This window comes from Bremerella sp. TYQ1, assembly GCF_020150455.1.
Classification (GTDB): domain Bacteria; phylum Planctomycetota; class Planctomycetia; order Pirellulales; family Pirellulaceae; genus Bremerella; species Bremerella volcania_A.
In genome coordinates this window covers 3,296,778-3,316,790 of sequence record NZ_CP083740.1, presented here as the reverse complement: position 1 = coordinate 3,316,790, position 20,013 = coordinate 3,296,778, and the positions used below count along the sequence as shown (strand labels likewise).

General features: G+C 54.7%; 15 protein-coding genes. 7 read left to right on the top strand and 8 right to left on the bottom strand.

The genetic code is table 11. From position 1 onward, the window contains the following. Positions 1–23: 23 nt before the first annotated feature. Positions 24–1,643, bottom strand: a complete 1,620-nt coding sequence (locus LA756_RS13245; protein WP_224440353.1) for a methyltransferase regulatory domain-containing protein — start codon at positions 1,641–1,643, stop codon at positions 24–26. A 390-nt stretch (positions 1,644–2,033) separates the two neighbouring features. Between LA756_RS13245 and LA756_RS13240 the strand changes: the two genes are divergently transcribed. Further along, the gene (locus LA756_RS13240) at positions 2,034–4,232 is read left to right on the top strand and encodes an FHA domain-containing protein (RefSeq protein WP_224440352.1); all 2,199 of its coding nucleotides are present in this window, start codon (positions 2,034–2,036) and stop codon (positions 4,230–4,232) included. Positions 4,233–4,278: 46 nt separating this feature from the next. Next, a complete protein-coding gene (locus tag LA756_RS13235; RefSeq protein ID WP_224440351.1) occupies positions 4,279–5,718 on the top strand; it encodes a type VI secretion system contractile sheath large subunit in 1,440 nt (479 codons plus the stop codon). An 83-nt stretch (positions 5,719–5,801) separates the two neighbouring features. Here the strand turns inward: LA756_RS13235 and LA756_RS13230 are convergent, their stop codons facing one another. Continuing rightward, a complete protein-coding gene (locus LA756_RS13230; RefSeq protein ID WP_224440350.1) occupies positions 5,802–6,764 on the bottom strand; it encodes a deoxyhypusine synthase family protein in 963 nt (320 codons plus the stop codon). A 232-nt stretch (positions 6,765–6,996) separates the two neighbouring features. Between LA756_RS13230 and LA756_RS13225 the strand changes: the two genes are divergently transcribed. Continuing rightward, positions 6,997–7,659 (top strand): DUF456 domain-containing protein, encoded by a 663-nt coding sequence (locus LA756_RS13225; protein WP_224440349.1) that lies wholly within the window; start codon positions 6,997–6,999, stop codon positions 7,657–7,659. On the opposite strand, the gene LA756_RS13220 is transcribed toward LA756_RS13225, so the two are convergent. From LA756_RS13220 to LA756_RS13210, 3 genes are all read right to left on the bottom strand, one after another. Next, entirely contained in the window at positions 7,581–7,970 is a 390-nt protein-coding gene (locus LA756_RS13220; protein ID WP_224440348.1) for a carboxypeptidase-like regulatory domain-containing protein, read from the bottom strand. The two genes, LA756_RS13225 and LA756_RS13220, sit on opposite strands and share 79 nt — an antisense overlap. A 77-nt stretch (positions 7,971–8,047) precedes the next feature. Further along, positions 8,048–9,031: a DUF1559 domain-containing protein gene (locus LA756_RS13215; RefSeq protein WP_224440347.1), complete on the bottom strand. Its 984-nt coding sequence runs from the start codon at positions 9,029–9,031 to the stop codon at positions 8,048–8,050. A gap of 216 nt (positions 9,032–9,247) precedes the next feature. Then, positions 9,248–9,811, bottom strand: a complete 564-nt coding sequence (locus tag LA756_RS13210) for an antibiotic biosynthesis monooxygenase (protein ID WP_224440346.1) — start codon at positions 9,809–9,811, stop codon at positions 9,248–9,250. A 222-nt stretch (positions 9,812–10,033) separates the two neighbouring features. Here LA756_RS13210 and LA756_RS13205 point away from each other — a divergent pair, with 222 nt between their 5' ends. Continuing rightward, positions 10,034–10,888, top strand: a complete 855-nt coding sequence (locus LA756_RS13205; RefSeq protein ID WP_224440345.1) for a hypothetical protein — start codon at positions 10,034–10,036, stop codon at positions 10,886–10,888. Positions 10,889–10,963: 75 nt separating this feature from the next. On the opposite strand, the gene LA756_RS13200 is transcribed toward LA756_RS13205, so the two are convergent. Next, a complete protein-coding gene (locus tag LA756_RS13200) occupies positions 10,964–13,312 on the bottom strand; it encodes an SHD1 domain-containing protein (protein WP_224440344.1) in 2,349 nt (782 codons plus the stop codon). Between the two features lie 326 nt (positions 13,313–13,638). Continuing rightward, the gene (glgP, locus tag LA756_RS13195; protein ID WP_224440343.1) at positions 13,639–15,834 is read right to left on the bottom strand and encodes an alpha-glucan family phosphorylase; all 2,196 of its coding nucleotides are present in this window, start codon (positions 15,832–15,834) and stop codon (positions 13,639–13,641) included. Positions 15,835–16,360: 526 nt separating this feature from the next. Between glgP and LA756_RS13190 the strand changes: the two genes are divergently transcribed. The 3 genes from LA756_RS13190 to LA756_RS13180 all read left to right on the top strand — a co-directional run bounded on the left by LA756_RS13190 (position 16,361) and on the right by LA756_RS13180 (position 18,568). Further along, positions 16,361–17,440, top strand: a complete 1,080-nt coding sequence (locus tag LA756_RS13190) for an acyl-CoA dehydrogenase family protein (protein WP_224440342.1) — start codon at positions 16,361–16,363, stop codon at positions 17,438–17,440. Between the two features lie 35 nt (positions 17,441–17,475). Then, entirely contained in the window at positions 17,476–18,147 is a 672-nt protein-coding gene (gene cysC, locus LA756_RS13185; RefSeq protein ID WP_224440341.1) for an adenylyl-sulfate kinase, read from the top strand. 178 nt (positions 18,148–18,325) lie between these two features. Beyond that, positions 18,326–18,568: a BON domain-containing protein gene (locus LA756_RS13180; RefSeq protein ID WP_224440340.1), complete on the top strand. Its 243-nt coding sequence runs from the start codon at positions 18,326–18,328 to the stop codon at positions 18,566–18,568. A gap of 153 nt (positions 18,569–18,721) precedes the next feature. On the opposite strand, the gene waaF is transcribed toward LA756_RS13180, so the two are convergent. Then, positions 18,722–19,789 (bottom strand): lipopolysaccharide heptosyltransferase II, encoded by a 1,068-nt coding sequence (gene waaF / locus LA756_RS13175; RefSeq protein WP_224440339.1) that lies wholly within the window; start codon positions 19,787–19,789, stop codon positions 18,722–18,724. Between the last annotated feature and the right edge of the window lie 224 nt (positions 19,790–20,013).

Below are 20,013 nucleotides of genomic sequence, written 5' to 3'. Positions count from 1 at the left end.
GGGGAATGAGATTTTCCAGGTTCTTAATCTTGCTTCACGAGCAGGCTTGCTTTTGCGACCCGGCTCAGCACTTCGTCAACCGCTTTATCCATCACGGTATCCATCGAGAGGCTATCGGGGCGTTCTCCCTTCTGCTGGATGACGAGCTTTCCTTCGTCGACAAGCCGCTTTAACTCTGCGACAAGCTGGTCTTTGGTACGTGTACCATCCATCAGCGGCACGAGATGCTTCGATAAGTCGTCTACGGTGACCGTTTCATGACGGCAGCTGGTCAGGCGGTTGGTGCTTTCGGCCTGCATCCGAGCCACGGCAGACGTTTTGGGGAACTCCGGAATGTCTGCCGTATACCGCGAAGGGTTGTACTGCAGTTCCACGATCCCGCTGACGGTCATGTGAATGATGTTGGTCGCCAGCGAGCGCTTCAGGGCTTCGATTTTCGTCGCGTCGGCGATCACCCCGTCGACCATCTTGTCCATCGCATGCTGGAACAAGTCTTCAAAAGAAATCGCACAAGGGAAGGCTTCTCTCAGCTTCATCACCGTTTCGATCACCAGTGGGTCTTGCGTGGTCATCGTTTGGCGGGTCAAAGGATTGACGAACGTGCGTGGATCGCCGGGCTTAGGCTGCTTGCCCTTTTCGATCTGTTCGTCCAAATTGCCGGCGACGTGCGCCCCTTCAAGCGACTCCATTTTCAATGCTCTCGAGACGGGAGCATCTTTGTGGCACAGCAACGTTTGGCGGAAAGTTCGGTTGCGGACAAAGTCGGCGTATTGCTCGCGCTGAACAATATCGGGAGCGATACGTTCCAACGTTTGTGCAACGTCTTTGGGGAAATTGCCAATCCACATCGTTGCCAACTGCGACTCACCGAGGTATTGCAGGTCGTAGGCTTTCGCACGCTCGATAAATTCGTGGAAATAAATCGGTGTATTGTCCTTTTCCAGGTGCTCGTGGAAAAGGTAATTGTCGGACTGACGACGCAGCAGTTGCAGTTCGTTGTTGAGCAGCATCCCATAGGCACCCTTGTCGGCCGAGACGCTCTTCGCGAGGAATTCGAGCAACGCACGCGACTGTTGAATACGACGCGGAGCATCTTTCAGGTTGCGCACATGATAGTTCATCATGTCGCGGATCATGCCGCGAAGATGCCACCCTGGGTAGGTGTTGTAGCTAACGTAGGCAATTCCGTTTTCGCTAAGTTGCTTCTGGCAGATCTCGAAGATACGTTCCTGGACATCTTCCGGAATCCAAGAGAACACCCCGTGTACGATGATGTAATCGAACGTGCCCATCGACTCGTCGATGTCAACACAGTTCATGTATTTCAATTCGATGTTGGTCAGTCCCAACGAATCGATGTTGAGTTGTCCTCGTTCGATCTGCTTCTTCGAGAGATCGACACCAACAAATTTGCTATCAGGCAGGCCTTCTGCCATGGGAATCAGATTACCGCCGGCGGCACAGCCGATTTCCAGTACACGGCAGTTATGAATATCGGCAGGCTTGATCCCAAAAAGATTGCCCACCGAGGCAAGACGTTCCGGATGGGATTGGCGGAAGGGATGACTCGGGTAAGGAACGACGTCGTAGCTGTACTCTTCTTCGGCCAGCGATTGCTGTTGCAGGTTGTCCGCAGTGCTCATGAGCTCTTTCACGAAGGGGGTCAGAAGAATGGACGAGGGTAATCAGGGCCAAATCGCCCTTGAGCCAGTAAGGTTTTATTCTTCCCACAATCCGGCGGGGTGTCGTGGGCAAAGTCGGAAAACTCGACGAATTCTTCCGGTTTTCCGGGGTATTCTTGGCGATTGCAGTCAACGAGACAGTTGGGGTGAATCACGCGATATGCGCGATCATGACGTACATGCAGGTTGTATCGGCATCGGGGTAACAGTTTCGTTCCGCAGTTGTAGCAAAGCTGTTTTAGACTTCATTGTGCGAAGTCGTTGCGACGTAATTGTTTGACGAGGTACTTCGATACTGATCTAATCGAACTTTGGACTCATTCTCCCTAAATTAGGCACAGTTTCTACATCATGTTGGTTGTCCTCGAGGTGGTCGTCGGCGCGGAAGTCGGACGCCAAATCAGAATTCCGCGAGATCAGACGTGCAAGATCGGACGGACGAATTTCTCGGACGAAGCTTTCTCGGACGACGTGATGATGTCTGGCCAACACTTCGAGATTCGCAATGACGGCAAATATTGCTGGCTGCGAGATCTTGATAGTCGGAATGGAACACGTGTCGACGACGACTTTGTCAAAGAAGGGCTCGTCATCCGCGATGGCCAGAAGATCTACGCCGGGCGAACCGAGTTCCTTGTGAAGATTGATGGCGGGGCGAAGAATCCATACGAATCGACAAACGTGGGTAATTTCGAGCCGGTGAAGAACAGCTCGCTCATGTCGATGACATTCGGTAGTCAGGCGAATATTGAACAGGACCCTCGATTTCCCCAATCAGAAGTGCCTGGATCGCAGCCCCCTGGGGCACCGCTTCCACCGGGAGCTCCTGCGGGACCCCCGGTGCCACCAGGAGCTCCTATGCCTCCGGTAGGTGGCAATCTCGAAATACCTCCAGGAGGAGAATCGCCCGGTTTTCCACCGCCAAACTTCGATCCTCCGACCGCTGACGCAGTTCCTGGCCAACCGCCGGGAATGCCACCTCACAGCGCGGGCAAAAACCCACCATGGGGTCAGTCAGCTCCGCCGGCCATTACGCCCGGCCAATCGCAGCCCTTGCCGCCAGGTGCTCCGCATGATTCACCCGGCAATTTTCCACCGGGCATGCCGCCCAAGCGTGGAGGTTCGGATGGTCCGGTTTTCCGATTCGCAAAAGGAGGCGTCGATAAAGGGCCCATTGGTCCGCCACCTGGTTTGCCGGGAGATATAAAGCCAACGCCCGGCAAGTTTCCGCCGGCGAATCCTGCCCGATCTGATTCACCACCGTTTGATCGTGCTGCTCCGGGGAACGCTCCACCGAATATCGATCCGCCTGAGCCCCCCAACTTCGAGAATCCTGAATCGTTTCCGCCGACGCCTGATCACCCGTTACCGCCCGGAACTCCGCCCGGCAACTATGTGAACTTTGACGAGCCGGATGATCCTCCATCGTTTACAAATTTCCCTCCTGAAGAACCTGGCAAGTCTTTCCCGCCCGGAAGCCAAAACGTGCCGCCGTGGGAAAACAAAGGGGGCTTCGGCCAGGGAGCGAATCCGAATCTCGATTTCGGTTCGGACGATTTCGGTCCGAGCATTGGTCCAGCTCTCGACTTTGAGGAAGATCCGGAAGACGACCCCAAGCTTGGACCTCCATCCTTTTCGCCCCCGAGCGGGCCGTCGTTTACCAATCAGCAAGGGCCCGTCGGAGGTAACCTTAATTTAATAGGCTTTTCGGACGAGGAAGAGCCGGCCGCGAAGTTTTCGCCCCCACCCACATTTGAGAAACCAGATGAATCGTTAGGCGATTCACCAAACTTTGTCGAACCGAAACGGCCGGAATCGCCAGCCGATTGGCGAAATCCAGACTACGCTTCGTCGACGCCACCAGCCTCGATTTCTGAGGAGCAACCGGCTGCTGAGAAACCGACGCCTATCACGTCGATTCGTGGGCTTTGCTTCCAGGAAGAGATCGCTAAGTCGAACTACCCTGTCTATCACAGTATTATCGAGGGTGTGCCTCAGGTTCCGTTTTCTCCGTTCGCTTTGATCCGTGAACTATCGAAGCTTGCAAAGCCGGTCTTGTCGATTCATTTTCTACGAGCGGAGAAGAGCATTCCTGAGGACCTGGCAGGAGTGCCTCTGCGGGGTGATCTGGACGAGAAGTTCGCCGCGCTCGGTGGACCGATGCTTTACTGCCCAGAAGACTTGGAGCCGTTCCGCGAGATCATTGAAGAGTTGTGGGGAATGGATGCCATCAGCTGCTTGTTCACCCACGGTGACCCGAAAGCAGTCGTCGAGCATTTCCGGGAAGGGCTGTTTGCTCCGACGCGGGGAGACCTGCCGGCACCAGGGCCTGGGCCACAATTCTTTGCCATCTTTTCGCCGAACTTGCTGACGACTTTTCTTTCGCAGCGAGACCAGGAAATTATCGATGAGCTGCTGGGTGACTCCGTGCAAGGCGTCCTCACCGAAGTTGCCGACATGCCTGATAGTTGGCAACTGTTCACGAAGAAGCCTTGGACGGAATCGCTTAAAAAGCTAGGCATGAATCGCGTCGTCGAACAATCGCAATAGACGAACATCTCGATACCAATTTAGGAAGACAGCCTCGGGGGACATCATGGCGGAGATTCAAGTCGGGGGTTCGCGCAGTCATGCGCCAGAGGTAAACGAAAAGACGCCGCTGCACATTTTGTTAATCGGTAATTTCCGAGGCAGTGTGCATGATGATGCAGCGAAGACCGTGAGCGTCGATCGCGACAATCTGTATGAATTGCCAGAGCAATTAGGCGTTTGCTTGAATGGAATTCTCGCTTCGGCTGATGGCCAGACCGAGCAGATCGAATTCCACGAGTTCGAAGATTTCGAGCCGGACGAACTATTCGAGAAGTTATCGCTGTTTGAAAACTTGCGAACACTGCGACGTCGGCTTTTGAACCCCAAGCACTTTGATTCGGCCGCAGCTGAAGTGATGAGCTGGGCCCGATCGTCGGAAGTTTCTTCCGCAGCAGAGGCGACCGAAGCGTCCGGTGTTTCGGCAGCGGCACCAGGGTCGGAAGATCTTTTCGCAGACGTACTTTCTCAATCGCACGACGCCAGCGGTTCGCCATTGGAAACAGGCAATTGGGAGGCGTTCATACAAGAGGTGCTTGCCGGGAGCAACATCCAGAAAGTCGATCCACGCCAGGATGATTTGGTTGCCCTCGTGGATCAGGCGATTGAAGAATCGATGCGGTTGGTCCTGCGTAGCCCTAAGTTTCGTTCGTTGGAAATGAACTGGCGTGGACTGCGGTGGCTAACTTTTCAGATCGAGACGCACGCGAAGCTTAAGTTCTACGTGCTGGACATCTCGGCTCAAAGATTTCGAGAAGCACTCGAATCGGACGACTGGCAGAGCGGCTGGTTGGCCGAGACGATTACGAAGCCATCCAAAACGCCAGGAGCAATTCCTTGGGGAATGGTTGGCTGTTTGTTTCCATTGGGCGTGAATCAAGACGACTTAATCCTAGCCGCGAAACTGGGAGATCTGTGTCAAAACGCTGGGGCTGCTGCCGCAGTTGAGCTTCGAGCCACCAAGCCAGACTGGCTTAAGATGGACGACGCGGTCCATGACTTTTGGCAGGCCAATCGCATGACGCGACCGATGTTGAACGTGGCAGGGCTTTGGCCACGCGTTCAATTGCGGTTGCCGTATGGAAAGAAGTATAAATCAACCGACCGTTTCTCGTTTGAAGAGGTCTCGCAGCCAGGCGGAAGCCAATTGGCATGGGGAAGTCCTGTGTGGCTGGCCTGTGCCGCAATCGCCCAAGGCTATAACGAATCAGGCTGGGGGCTCGATACATCTGCGGTATCCCAGTTCGGCGACTTGCCGCTCTATTACGATCCGGCTGACGATGGCGATGCCTACCCTTGTGGCGAGCACCTGTTGACGGACGAAGAGTTCGCCAAGCTGATGGAGCTGGGATTAAGCCCCGTCATTTCGTTCAAGAATCAGGATCGTGTTCAAGTGCGTGGGCTTCAGTCCATGCGTGGCGGAAAGCTGCAGGGACCTTGGAGCTGAGTCGCAGCAAGCTCGTTCACTAAAAAAAGAGGCTGCCTGCGAAATGCTGGCAGCCTCTTTCTAGTTTGAGACCTCGCGAGATCTTACTGGCCGAGGATGTACGAGAACATCAGCGGGGCAACGATCGACGCGTCGGAGTTGATCATGAACTTCGGGCTATCTTTACCGAGCTTGTACCAGGTAATCTTTTCGTTCGGTACCGCACCGCTGTACGATCCGAACGAAGTCGTCGAGTCAGATATCTGGCAGAAGTAGCTCCACAAGTTCGAGTCCCGCATTTCCAGGTCTTGCAGGATCAGCGGCACCGCACAGATGGCAAAGTCGCCGGCGATACCACCACCGATTTGGTAGAAGCCGATTCCTTTCTTTTCATGCTCCAAGTACCACTTCACCAAATCCTGCATCATGCGAGTGCCAGGGTGAATGACGTTGTGGGTCGACAGCGTGCCATCGTAAACACGAGCGGCAAAGATATTGCCCAGCGTCGAATCTTCCCAGCCAGGGGTGAAGACGGGAATGCCTTTTTCATAAGCGGCGAGCACCCAGCTGTTTTCTGGGGGGATCTGGTAATGCTCTTGAAGCTTGCCATCTTTCAGCAAGCGGAAGAAGTAATCAACAGGGAAATGTTGTTCCCCTTTCTCGTCAGCTTCTTTCCAGTATTCCAGCAAGTTGTGCTCGAAGTGACGGATGACCGTTTCCGGAATACAAGTGTCCGTCACGCGATTGAATCCACCGTCGCGAAGTTTCAATTCTTCTTCCGGCGAAAGATCGCGGTAGTTCGGGCACAATTCGTATTCGTCGTGAGCAACGAGATTGAAGAAATCTTCTTCGAAGTTGGCCGCAGTACAGCTGATAGCGTGGACTTTGTCTTGGCGGATCATCTCGGCCAGCGAGATGCCTAATTCAGCGGTACTCATTGCGCCGGCGATCGACATGAACATCTTGCCGCCACCTTCGACCATAGACTTATACGTCTTGGCCGCATCCAGCATCTCGCGTGCATTGAAATGGCGGTAGTGCTTCTCCATGAACGCGCTGATGCTCATCGGCAATCTCCTGAGGAATACTGGGGCAGCCATTTTGGCCAAAAACCCCCGGGGCAAACTTGGTGAACGTAAGGCGCGAAATTATATCAAGGGGGCAACGCGTGTGAAATCGGGTGAGAACACGGTATGCGTAGACCCGTACACCTCGCCGCTGAATCGGTAATAATTCAGCAGTCACGACGAATAACGAAACGGCAACCCTGTATCGTACCCCAGGAAGTGAACGCCCCCCATGGTTTACCTCGCCGCAGTTCTACTTGCTTTGCTCAATAGTTTTGCCTGGCTGACAACATTCATCACGTTGCCGGGCAACTGGATTTTGCTGTTGTTCACCGTGCTTTACGCTTATTTTCTTCCGCCGGACTATTATCCGCGGGTCAGCTGGACCGTCGTCATCGTAGTCGCCGTGCTGGCCGTCGTCGGCGAGGTGGTCGAATTCTTGGCCGGAGCCGCAGGTGCCGCTAAGCAGGGAGGCAGCCGCTGGGGTGTCTTTCTGTCGATCGTCGGGGCGTTCATCGGCAGCCTGACAGGGGCCGTCTTGCTAAGTTTCATTCCGCTACTGGGAACCATGATTGGTGCGCTGCTAGGCGGGGCGCTCGGCGCGTTTGGAGGGGCCTGGCTAGGCGAACACAAAAGCGAAAAGACCCGTGAAGAACGAATGGCGATCGGCCAAGGAGCGTTTCTCGGCAGGATCCTCGGCACCGTCGGCAAGTTGATCGTCGGCGTGATGATGTTGGTGCTCGTCACGCTCGATTCATTTTTCGATCTGAAAAGAGAACCCATTCCGGAACAGGTTCCAACCGAAACGCCGGTCACTTACTTCGACAACTCGAAGTCAAACGACGCTTTGTCGTCAGAAACGTCAGCACTCAGATCGGTAGTACGAATCGAGTGATACTTCTTGGGGATGTTGTCGGCGTACTTCGTCGTCGGCGGCGAATTGGGGTTTCTCGAAGGAACTTCCACTAAAGAAGGTTCGACGGCAATTTTGTATTCGCCAGGAGGAACCGCGATTTCGTAGCTGCCGTCGCCGATATCGCCCCGTGCCGCGTGACCTGTGGCTGTATTTTCAAAGGAAATGGAACCACCTTGAACAGGCTTGCCGTCCAGCGAAACCTGACCGGTAACGGTCACTCGATGAGGGCCGGACGGGCCACAGCCAATCATGAAAAGCAGCAAAGCGAAAAACGAAACGTATTTAAACATTCGATCTGATGGGGAAGAAGATGGGCAATCGAAACCGCATGGCGAGTTAGCTCGCCATGCAACAGTTGACACAACAATTACGGTAGTTGCGTGACGTTTCCATCATCTCGATCGGCCAGGTTCTTGCCGACGTTGATATCCAGAGTTTCAGGGAGAAAGCGAACCGAAGCATCCGAGACAATCGCCAATGCTCCGCCAGGATGGGCCGACTGAATGGGCGTATTGCAGGCCAGCGGTTTCGCCCAATTGCCACCGATGATGTTGGTACCGATGCCTTGACGCACGGTCGTAATGTTCCAACAGCGGTCGTCGGTTCCCCATGAATCGTCAGTGCCATCAGGGCGAGCAATAATCTTGGCTCCCATGTACCAACCACTTACTGGATGCCCGCGTCCATCAAACGTTTTGTTGGTGCCATCGACGGTGAAGCCAGATTGCTCGGAGACACAGATCGTGTTCGACGTACCATCGGTAATATCACGGAAGCTGGTCCCGACGAAGTTTCGGAACACGCCACCATCCGAGACCGAGCTGCTGTTGTAAGCGGCAAAGTCAGTGCTGATGTGGTTATCGCTTCCAGCGATCAGGATGTAGTCGGTCTTGTGGACTTGAACTTGATCTCCGGAAGGGCCAGCGGTTCCAAAGCGGGGAAGGGCACTCGAAGGACAAGAGTAGCCTTGGACTTCGATGTCTTTGACCAAGTTGCGTAGCGGACCAGAGCCTGTGGAACCAAGCCAGAACGTCATGCTGAAGTCGTTGGACGTTGTACGGATTTGATCCCAGAACGCTCCTTGTTCAATGTACGGCAACAGGCAGACCCAAGCAGTCGGACCGTGGGCACCCGTGTTCCAGCGACCGGCAATCGAAGATGGCGGGAACGTGCCGTGGGTGTCGTGGTAATTGTGTAGAGCCAAGCCAATTTGCTTGAGATTATTGCTGCAACTCATTCGGCGAGCTGCTTCTCGGGCCTGTTGGACGGCTGGTAAAAGTAACGCGATCAGTACGCCGATGATCGCGATCACCACCAGCAATTCGACAAGCGTAAAGCCTCTTCTTCGCATTCTCGTCGGTTCCTGTTTGAGTTGCAAAAGTTCTCAATTATTCCGCAAATATCTTAAGTTTAGAACGATTCTTCCTACCGGCAATGGAGTGAAGTGGGCTAATGGCATATGAAATGGCAAAAATGCCATATTGAAGGAGTGTTTTTGGATGCTGAGCCATCCGAAGGTGGGGAGGTCGGTTTTGGCGTGCGGTGCTGATTGGCTAATTCGAGGGGGTTAGGTGTCCTCATCCAGGATCGACACGTGCGAAATCGGCGGGTGCAGCAGCGGGGCGAAAACCTTCGTCAGCATCGGCATGACGACCCAGGCCAGCGTGATGGTCACGCACATGGTCGTGAGGGCAACGGTCATTAAGCTGGGGATTGCCGTCAGGTACGGGGGCAGCAGCGTGCCCCAGAACAGCACCGAAGGAAACACACCAAGCCACGTGATGATGGCCATCTTCCAGCGTGGAGGGCTGGTGCGTGGATCACGAAAGAATGCTTCTAAGCCATGAAGCTTTCGGCGTGTTGCCTCTTCCACCACCAATGGTTTTGTCAGTTCGTGAAATTGACGAAAACGCTCCGATTGATAAAACGCGTCGCAGGACGACTGATCTTCGAACGAACGCAGAATTCCGTACTCGCACCCATGGGTTCCCGGAACAGGGGCTAACAACAAAACGCCAGCTGTTCCTGGCTCGTGAAGCGATTCCCGTGCGAAATTTCGTAAAGCAGCTTCGTATTCTGCTTCTTTTCCTGGCTTCGCCTGGTGGGTGATCGCAACATGCACACGGCTCATGACTGCCTCGATGGTAGGTTAAGAAATCGTTCTACGTGATGATACGTAACCGGAGTGGTTAATCGGTACTCGCTATGACTGTCCTCGCTACCGACGGCAATGCGAAGATGTTCAGAGTTCGAAATTCTTGCTGCACGAACCATTTTTCTAGCAACCATTGTGTGGTCTCTCACGATAACCTGCACGACGCGGGACTTATCAAACAATCGGAGGAACCGAAATATGTGGCAGATCAGTGCATCGGTAGGAAGTTACGAAAGTGGAGCGGTGAATCATGCAGCGGACGTGACCACGGTGCAGAAAATGTTAACCGAAATCACGCGTAAACTCATGAATCCCTTGTTCGATCCGAAAGGGATTGATGGCAAGATCGCTCGCACGGCAGCACTTTCCAGTACGGTCAAAGCGATCACCCATTTTCAATCGCAGCGTGTAGGACTCGCGCGGCCGGACTCGCGGATCGACGTTAATGGTAAGACATGGAACACGATGACATCGATCATCGGCGCTGTGGCCCCACCTCCTCCAACACCGATCGGCGGCAACATCACGTTGACCGTGCAGCATGGTGGTTTGATTCCCAAAGGAACCAAGCGTGAGGGTAATATCGCCCATACGTTTGAAGGACTTTACGAATCGAAGTTTATTCTTTCCGGAGGCGGCGTCGGGGGAAGCTTCCGCGGGTCGATTTGGCCGGACGATATGACACGAAAGGGCCGCGTCGTGGATGGTACCTATCCGCTGCATATCGGTTTTCACAAGGGTGGCAACAAGGCTCAACAGGAAGCCAAAGACCTGGTCGTGAAGTGGGAAGGCATTCGGGCAGGGCTGTTGGTCAACATGCGAGAGTCGGTTCCTGTGACAAGTGACAACGCTGCCAAGGTAACTTCGCAAGGGATCAATGTGCACAATGGTCAATACAACTCGCGTGGCTCGGACGGTTGCTTGACAATTCAACCGACCGATTGGACTCGATTCATTCAGGTGTTTCTCGATGGATTCCCGAACATTCAAGATTGGCACAAAATGTACGCTAATACGGGAAAGAAGATTGGCGACCTGATTATCAAGCCGTAGGTGCTTGCCAATAAAAAAGGGTGAATGCGATCGAGATCGCGTTCACCCTTGGATGCGTCACTAATTCAAGCTTCTCTATTCGCTGCCGAATCCATTGGGTGGCAATGCGTCGGGACTGCCGAACCCATTGGGGGGAAGCTCTTCGTCCGGGGCGCTACCAAATCCATTCGGAGGAAGTTCGTTACCGCCGCTCCCGAAACCACTTGGAGGAAGAACATCCGGCGTGTTCCCTGCTGGGGCATTGGTCTGCGAATCGGTCGTTTCTTCGTCGTCGAATTTGGGTGGTGGTTTCAGGTCGCCTGCGATGAGTCCTCGCGTCGTGACATCGGTGGTTCCCAAACCGCGAGCATACTGCGGATGCATGACTCTCGCTGGTAGGTCGACATTCTCGAAGTAGGAAACGCTAAGCTTTTCGTAGCCAGGCACACGTGACTGAATCGATTCTTCTGGTCGAATCGTAATGAAGGGTGGTAGCCCACTTCGCATTTGGCTACTCCAAAGGTCTTCGTCCTTAACGGCGATCTTGAGTTTGTAGAGATTAGGAGTGTAAGTCACGGACTCGCGACGATAGACCCCCGGCCCGGAAACAACATACTCGGTAGTGACAGAATTCTGACGTTCCGCATCAGCGTACATGATTGCGTAGGGATTCTCCTGGTCGAGAATCCAATCATTTTCTTCGATCTTCTTTTTCAGTGCGACGTAAACGTCTTGGTTGATTTCGTCGCCGCAACGAACCTCCAAGCGAATACGCGTACCTGGTTTGATGATCTCGAGATCTTCGCGGTTGATCCCATCAAACACGTCCATCACTTTCGGGCCAGGCAGTCGGACGTTGCCTACCGCCAAGCCAGAGTTGCCGTTGTCGTCCTCGACGATCGCACTGTAAACCAAGTGGTCGTTGATGACGTGAACCAAGGGGCGTTCGGCCGCACCCCGCTGCGTTTTGCCTTGGAATTGATAGCTCCAGAGCACGATTCGCTGGGGAAGACTGAAGAGATACATTTCTCCACGAGCCGTTGCCATAAGCTTGTCGTTTCCAAGCCAGAAGAGATCGTTCACCGAGGCACTGCCAATCTGGTCGGCATGATATTTGAGCGGCTGCTTCGAGGCGTCGGTCAAATCCCAGACAGTGATCTGGTTTCTGTCGAGCACCGCGACACGTTTGCCATCTTCACTGACGGCGATAGCGTTCGATCCGTTCGGAGCAGGAAGCGAAGTCAATGTCGTTCCTGACAGGGGTTCAAAGACACGAACCTTCTTATCTTCCGGCAGAAACCCGTAACGTTTCGAGCCACTGAACGTCGGCAACGGTTTGAAGAACGACTCTTGCTTGAAACGGTAGGCGATCGTTTTTCCGGCAATGTCCCAGCCAACGTACTCGCCATCGTTCCGCCGCTGCAGGACCGTGTTGCCATCGATCAGTCGAGCATAGGGTGTGTCCTTCAGGCCTTCGCTCGGGCTCGTTTCCCAGCGAACGACAGGCTTCACCGATTCATCGGTCGGAAGAACTTCCCAGATCGCTAAGGCGATTTCTTTATCGCGAGCATGTACGTCACCCTTGGTATAGCTGTACGTCAACAGCCGATGAGTCGGCGGGTGATAGTCGAGAACAAATTCGTTCTCGGGCAACTTCTGCTCGTTGATGACTTTTTGTTCAGAAACCGAAATCCACAAAATACGCGTGATTGGTTTTTGATTGCGGTGCGACCAGCGTGGATGGACTTCGCCGGAAGCAAGGATCAGCGACTGCGGACCACCAACAGGGATGATCACGCCGAACTCTTCACCCCAGAAGCTGGCGTCTGTTCGGCCAAACGCGACGCCCCCTTCGCGAAGTCGCATATAGGCAGGGAGTGGGTCTGGCAGAATGGCAATTCGGCCATCCCCGGCACCGAAGGAAGAGGAGATCGTGTTGCCGGATCCTGATTCCGAGAAACGCTCGGCCGGAAGGTTTTCTGGAACGGGAGTAATCGCGCTACCCATCTCACGTTTCAATCGCTCGATGTAGCTTTGGTCCGATTCGCTGAGTTTGGCAATCGGAACTTCTAACTCGGTCATGTCCTCTTTGCGGATCTTCAGCATTTCCCCTTCAACGCCTAATGGAGCAGCAAGGACTTTGAACGAACCGGAAGCATCTTTCCAAGTTCGGGCCGGTCCGACGGCACCATCTTCAAACGCAAAACGCACCGCGCGGGGGTGGTAGACATCGCGTTTGAGGCTCAACCGGGAAGAGGTTTCGATCAGCAACTCACCACGGCGATTGATATCGACCACGGTGCCGTTCTTCCATTCGTTTCGCCAGTCGTCGTAGACCTGAACGACGTCGCCAACTTTGTATTTTCCTGCTTCGGCGACAAGCGGAAAGATTGCGAGAAGCAGCGGGACAAGAAGCCATGCCCCAATAAAACGATCCAGTTTCATCAAATTCACCATGCCCAGGGCGGATAGGACGTTGAAAAAGGTATTTGCCGTGAGGATGTGGTTGTTGCAACGAGACGCGCGGGTTCGTCTCGGGGTGGATTCACCCTATGAACGCTCCTAAGCGGCTACGTCCGGGGGGTGAGTGGCCATCCTGTGACACTTATTATGTCAACGATGATGTCTCGTGTCAGGTCGAATTCTCAGGATTTGATCAAACCTCCACAAAACACCCATATTGTCGCTACGTTATGTTCAGGCGCAAAGAAAAAGGACCCAATAATTCGGGTCCTTTTCATGAAACTTCGTTCGATCTGCGATCGGCCTAATTAGGTAGGCATTTGGCTGCTGAGACCGCCAGCGGCTGGCACATAGCACAGCTTGGTATAGTCAGCGACCATGCGGTGAGCACTGAATCGCCAAGCCGAAGTGCTGATGCTGTACATCATGCGTTTGATCCAGTCGCGCGGCAAACCGTCGACGTCGCGGTCGTAGTACAGCGGAATGACTTCGTTCTCGAGCACTTTGTACAAGTCTTCCGCGTCGCGGGCATCTTGCTTGGCCGAATCGGTGTGAGTTCGACCGGTGCCGATGGCAAAGCCGTTGCGGCCATCGTAGGCTTCAGCCCACCAACCATCGAGAATCGAGCAGTTTAAACCACCGTTAAGAACGACTTTCTGGCCGGACGTTCCGGATGCTTCCAGCGGCTGACGTGGATTGTTCAGCCAGACGTCGACGCCCTGAATCAGGTGGCGGCAAACATTGATGTCGTAGTCTTCGATGAAGACGATCTTATCGCGGAACTGCGGATCGTGTCGCAGGTTCTGGATCTTCTTGATCTTCGCTTTCCCTGGCTCATCTTTCGGGTGAGCTTTACCACTGAAGATGAACTGAACCGGACGATTCGGATCGCTCATCATCTCGACCAAGCGATCGACATCCGACATGAACAAGTCAGCGCGTTTGTAGGTGGCGAAGCGACGTGCGAACCCGATCGTCAGGACGTTCGGATCCAGCACGGTTCGTGCGCGTTCCACCGATTCATCACTCTCACCTCGGCGACGACATTGACGCGAGATACGGCGACGTACGAACTGCAACAGCAAGTTCTTCAGCGTGGCGTGCGTTTCCCACAGTTCGCCTGGGTCGACGTCGTGGATATGCTGCCACACGTCCGATTCACCCATACGTTCGTACCAGCCACTGGGGAAGTGGCGATCGTAAAGTTGCAGCATCTGCCAGGCGATCCACGATGGGATATGCACACCATTGGTGATATGCCCAATCGGAATTTCTTCCTCGACTCGCCATGGCCAGAGGTGAGCCCACATGCTGCGGGAAACGTGCCCGTGCAGTTGGCTCACGGCGTTTGCCCGACGCGAAGCCTTCAGGCCGAGAACCGTCATGCAGAACGTTTCGTGCTGGTTGTTGGTATCGACGCGGCCAAGGCCCATCAGTTGTTCGTGCGAGATGTTGATCGATTCACGCAGTTGGCCCAAGTGTTCTTCGATCAGGCCGGCATCGAAGCGGTCGTGACCAGCGGGAACCGGCGTGTGCGTCGTGAAGACGGTACGCTTAGCGACTTCGCGAAGGGCGTCGTCGAAGCTCATGCCATCTTCGTGCATATGATCACGAACAGCTTCCAGCGTAGCAAAAGCACTGTGGCCTTCGTTCAGGTGATAAACGCCTGGGGTGATACCGAGGGCCTTCAAGGCTTTGATACCACCGACGCCAAGCACCATTTCCTGACGGATACGCGTGCGTTCGTCGCCACCATACAAGCGGCTGGTCAGTTCGCGATCTTCAGGACTGTTGCCTTCGACGTCGCAGTCGAGCAAAAACAGCGGCACGCGGCCGACATTCATCTGCCAGACTTTCGCCAGCAGATTGCCATCTTTCATTTCGATGGTGACGGTGATGTGCTTGCCATCGGGATCCGTGGCTGGCTTCATCGGAAGGTTCTCAACTTTCGTGTCGAGGTATTCTTCCATCTGGTAGCCTTCTTCGTTCAGGTGCTGCTTGAAATAGCCCTGATCGTAGAACAAGCCGATGGCGACCAATGGAACACCCAGTCCGCTGGCACTTTTGATATGGTCGCCGGAAAGAACTCCGAGACCGCCGGAATAAATCTGAATCGATTCGTGAATACCGAATTCAGCCGAGAAGTAAGCGACCGGCTTACCACCGAGCACACCAGCATGGGTATCAGCCCAAGGGGTGCTGCTGGCCATGTATTCTTTCAGTCGGCGATACGCGTGGTTGATGCGGCTATACAGCACCATTTCCGCCACGCGTGTTTCCAGTCGCTCCGGAGTGAATTCGCGAAGCAGCGCGATCGGATTGTGATCTAACTGTCGCCAGCGAATGGGGTCGAGATCTCGAAACAGGTTGAAAACGTCTGGCTGCCAGGTCCACCACAAATTGTTAGCCAAAGACATGCACTTTTCGTACAGCTTCTCGGCGGAGAGTTCGACTGGTGCTGTCACGTTTTCGTCCTCGGTTCTTGCCATTTCAGCCTGGCTCATCGCGGTCACCTAACTGGTTGAAGATACAAGGGCTTCTGAATCCATGCACACTGGCAATGTAGCGAGTTGATTTCCAACGTGCGACCCCTGCAAGCAATCGCAGGGTAGGGTTTATGCTAGGAAATTCATGCAAGCATCCGATCAAAGTCCAATCCCCCTCGGCAATCCTTTCGCAGCTTGCCAGCTTGGCGTAGCTTACGACCGCAAAGCGATGGAATCGTTCACGACTGGTTTCCGAGGAACGTCTCCTTAGGGAGGTCAACTTACCTTGGCGGAGTGGACTGCTCGATGCGAAAAACGAATCATCGCATGCGGAATCTGTCCGATGATTCATCGCGGACTCGAGACGCTTCTCGGTATCGCATCAAGTCGATCAGCAGGGAAAGAACGGTCAGCGTATGACTTGCTATTCCGCTCACATTGGGAATGATGGATTGAATGCGAAAACAACGAGCGGTGTGGATTCGCAAAACAAGTGCCAACAAGCCAGCGGTGCTGGCGCCATCGCCTGCCAGCGAGAATTCAAATGACCGATAAAGAAATCATTACGCCCGATTCAGACAACCTTGGGGCACTTTGTGCGCAGCTAAGCGAAAAGGCAAAATCTCTGCAAACCGCGCAAGATTGGCCAGCAGAGCAGCTACAAATTTGTGCAGACCATGGGGTCTTTCGCTGGTTCATCGCTCAAGAGCAGGGCGGTCTGGGGTGGACGCCGGAAGATGTCGTGCGTGGATATCTCGAACTTTCAGCCGCATGTTTGACTACCACATTTGTCATCACGCAGCGAACAGGGGCATGCCGACGAATTGCCTCGAGCGAGAACGAACGGCTCAAGCAGTCGCTATTGCCAGATCTCTTATCAGGGCAGACGTTCGCGACGGTGGGAATCTCGCACTTAACCACCAGCCGGCAACACTTGAAGAAGCCGGCATTGCTCGCAACGGAAGTCGAAGGGGGCTACCAACTTGATGGATATAGCCCATGGGTAACTGGCGCGAAGGAAGCGGACACTTTGGTGGTGGGGGCCAGTTTGGAAGACGGCCGGCAAATGCTGCTCGCTGTTCCAACAACGGCAGCAGGAATTGAAGTCGGGGCCCCTGCAGAGCTAGTCGGCTTGTCGGCGAGTCAAACAGGACCGGTCAACTTCAACGGGACGTTCTGCCCGCAAGACTGGCTGCTCGATGGACCTCGCGAAGATGTCATGAAGAAGGGGAAAGGGGCAAACACGGGCGGCCTGGAAACTTCGACGTTGGCCGTAGGACTTTCGACCGCTGCGTATCGATACCTCGTCGAACAGCGAGAAAAACGAACCGAATTCGCGCAGCCGACCGAGCACTTCGAGGCCGAGCTCGAGTCCCTCAAAAACGACCTCCTAGCGGCTGCTTCAGGAGAGCCTCAGTGCGATCCAATGCAGATCCGTTCGCGTGCCAACAGCTTGGTTCTGCGGATCACGCAGGCCGCCCTAAGTTCAGCCAAGGGAGCCGGTTACCTGCAAGGGCATCCGGTCGGACGATGGTGCCAGGAAGCGCTGTTTTTCCTTGTCTGGAGCTGTCCTGCGAACGTCCTGTCCGCGAACTTGTGCGAACTTGCTAGAATTGAGGGCTAAACAAGATTCGCACCTCGCAAACGTAAGTACGCCGCATGTCCGATAACGTCGAAATCACCTGGCACGATCACCATGTTTCTCGCGCCGATCGAGAGAAACTTAATGGGCACAGCGGCGGCGTTGTTTGGTTCACTGGGCTCAGCGGTAGCGGAAAAAGCACCGTCGCGAATGCGGTCGACGCGAAGCTGCATCAACTCGGAATTCACACGTTCCTGCTCGATGGCGACAACGTCCGTCATGGCTTGAACGCGAGTCCCAAGATCTTGGAAGAAAGCTACTCGCCAGAGGTCGCCAAGCGATTCGGTTTAGGCTTCGGGGCAGACGATCGGGCCGAGAATATTCGGCGAATCGGCGCGGTCGCGGATCTCTTCTGCCAAGCCGGAGTGCTCGTGCTGACAGCGTTCGTCAGTCCCTATCGGGCCGATCGCGACGCCGTTCGTAAGATAGTCGAAACGAGCGGAAACGCTGGGGACTTTCTCGAAGTGTTCGTCGATACGCCGCTGGAAATCTGCGAGCAACGCGATCCGAAAGGGCTGTACAAAAAGGCTCGGGCCGGTGAGATCAAAGGGTTTACGGGAATCGACGATCCGTATGAAGCTCCGAGTCAGCCGGAACTCCATTTAGCAGGTGGTGATTGCTCGCCAGATCAGCTAGCGGATCAAGTAATCGAACAGCTGCGAAAGCTCGGTAAAGTGCCGCAAGTTTAACTTGACCATCTGTTGGTCGAGTTCTACAACTAATGGGGTGCATCGCTGCCCTTGAGGAACACTTGCCGCGACGGATTTTTCCGCAGTGATGCCGCCTCAGCTTCTCCTGCTCTCAGCCCAGGCTTGCCCGGACAAAACGCACCTGTCTCGGGGAAATCGCCTTCCAGAGGATTAACGGATGATCAGTTCCTCGATGAAAGACATTCGCTCGCGCGTGGCTACGGCGCTGGCGGCCAGCAATGTCCCCCGCCTCCGATTCATTCAGGTCGAACTCGACGACTCGCACGAGAACGCCGTTTGCCTCAGTGGACGTGTCGCTTCCTTCTATCAGAAACAGCTCGCCCAAGAGGTCGTTCGGGCCATCGATCGTGAAGTCGAAGTGCGGAACAATCTTAGCGTCGAAGAGCCTTCCGCGTCGTAGCGGGATATTGAGTTTCTTTACCCGGAAACGGCGCAGCGCTCGTGTAAACTTGTAAGAAATTCTTTGCAAAGAGTGCGCAGATTCGCGTAAAATGGCGCACGAAACGAATTTCGACGCAAACCAGCCCAGCTCAAGCGGCGTCGCGCGATCTCTTTAGGCCACTTTGCTCTGATCGGTTTGCCAATCGAGTTGCCGTTGGGCCGCTCGCAGCACATCTTCCACCGCCAGATCTCGCATGCAGCGGTGATGCTTCAAGGGGCACTCTCGCTCCGCGCACGGGGCACAGTCGGCGCCGGACGAAAGGATCAGCTCGTGCGGGTTATAGTTCTCTGCCCAGCGTGGATCGGTCGGGCCGAAAATCGCTACGGACGGCGTGTTGAATGCCGCGGCGAAATGACGTGGGCCGGAATCGGTCGTGATCATCAGCGACGCCATGTTGATCACCGCTTTGCTCAAGCCGATGCTCGGATTCTCTTCGGCGAGACTGCGAACGAATGGGTGGTTCACTTCGCGCTGGATTTGGGCGACCGTCTCACGCTCGCTCGGGCCGCAAATCAGCAGTACCGCATTGCGTGGGTCTTCAACCAAACGCCGGGCAAACACCGTGTAATAGTCAGCCGGCCAATGCTTCGCGCCGCCGTAGGCTCCGCCGGTGTTGAAGACAATCACGCGGCGTTCGAAGAAGCGGTACTGACGCCAAAGCACTTGGGCACGCAGGTCGTCCACTTCGGTGAAGCCAAGTTCGCAGTGACGCGTGCGAACGTCATAGCCGGCAAGCTCGGCGAGGGAAAGATAATAGTCGACGGCCGAAACAGGAATGCGTTTGCCGTTTTCAGTCGGTGGATTCAATGCGTGAGTCAGCAGGGGACCACGGCCGTAGCGACGATAACCGACTCGCTCTTTCGCACCGCCAAGGTAAGCCAGTCCGGCAGAGCTCATCGAGTTGGGCAGCAAGATGGCCTGATCGAAACGTTGCTGGCGAATCTTCTTCACCACGCTCAGAAAGCGTTGGCTCGCGTCGTTCGACTTCTTATTCCACAGGATCACGTCGTCCAGGAAGTTGGTACCGGCCAGCACATCTTGAACGTATGGCTTCATGATGCCGACAACGCGATCGCCTGGCGATAGGCCTTCGCGAATTGCTCGCAATGTTGGCGTCGCCATGACGACGTCGCCAATCCAATTGGGCAAAACGACCGCGATGTTTCGTGAGCCAGACATGGCAGGTCCTAAATGCTTTTTAGCGGGAGTGAACCGATTAAATTGGGTAGCCCTGTTTGCTTGCAAACTGGGGAGCGAAGCGAATCGCGGTCAGTGTGTTTGGGCAGGCCTCTTGGCGAAACCTCTGTTCGGCTTCGCCTCCTCAGGTTGCAAGCAACCGTGGGCTGCCCGGGATTGTTGGCTTGGCTATACCTGTCGAGGCGATAGCCACCATTCGCTTCAGT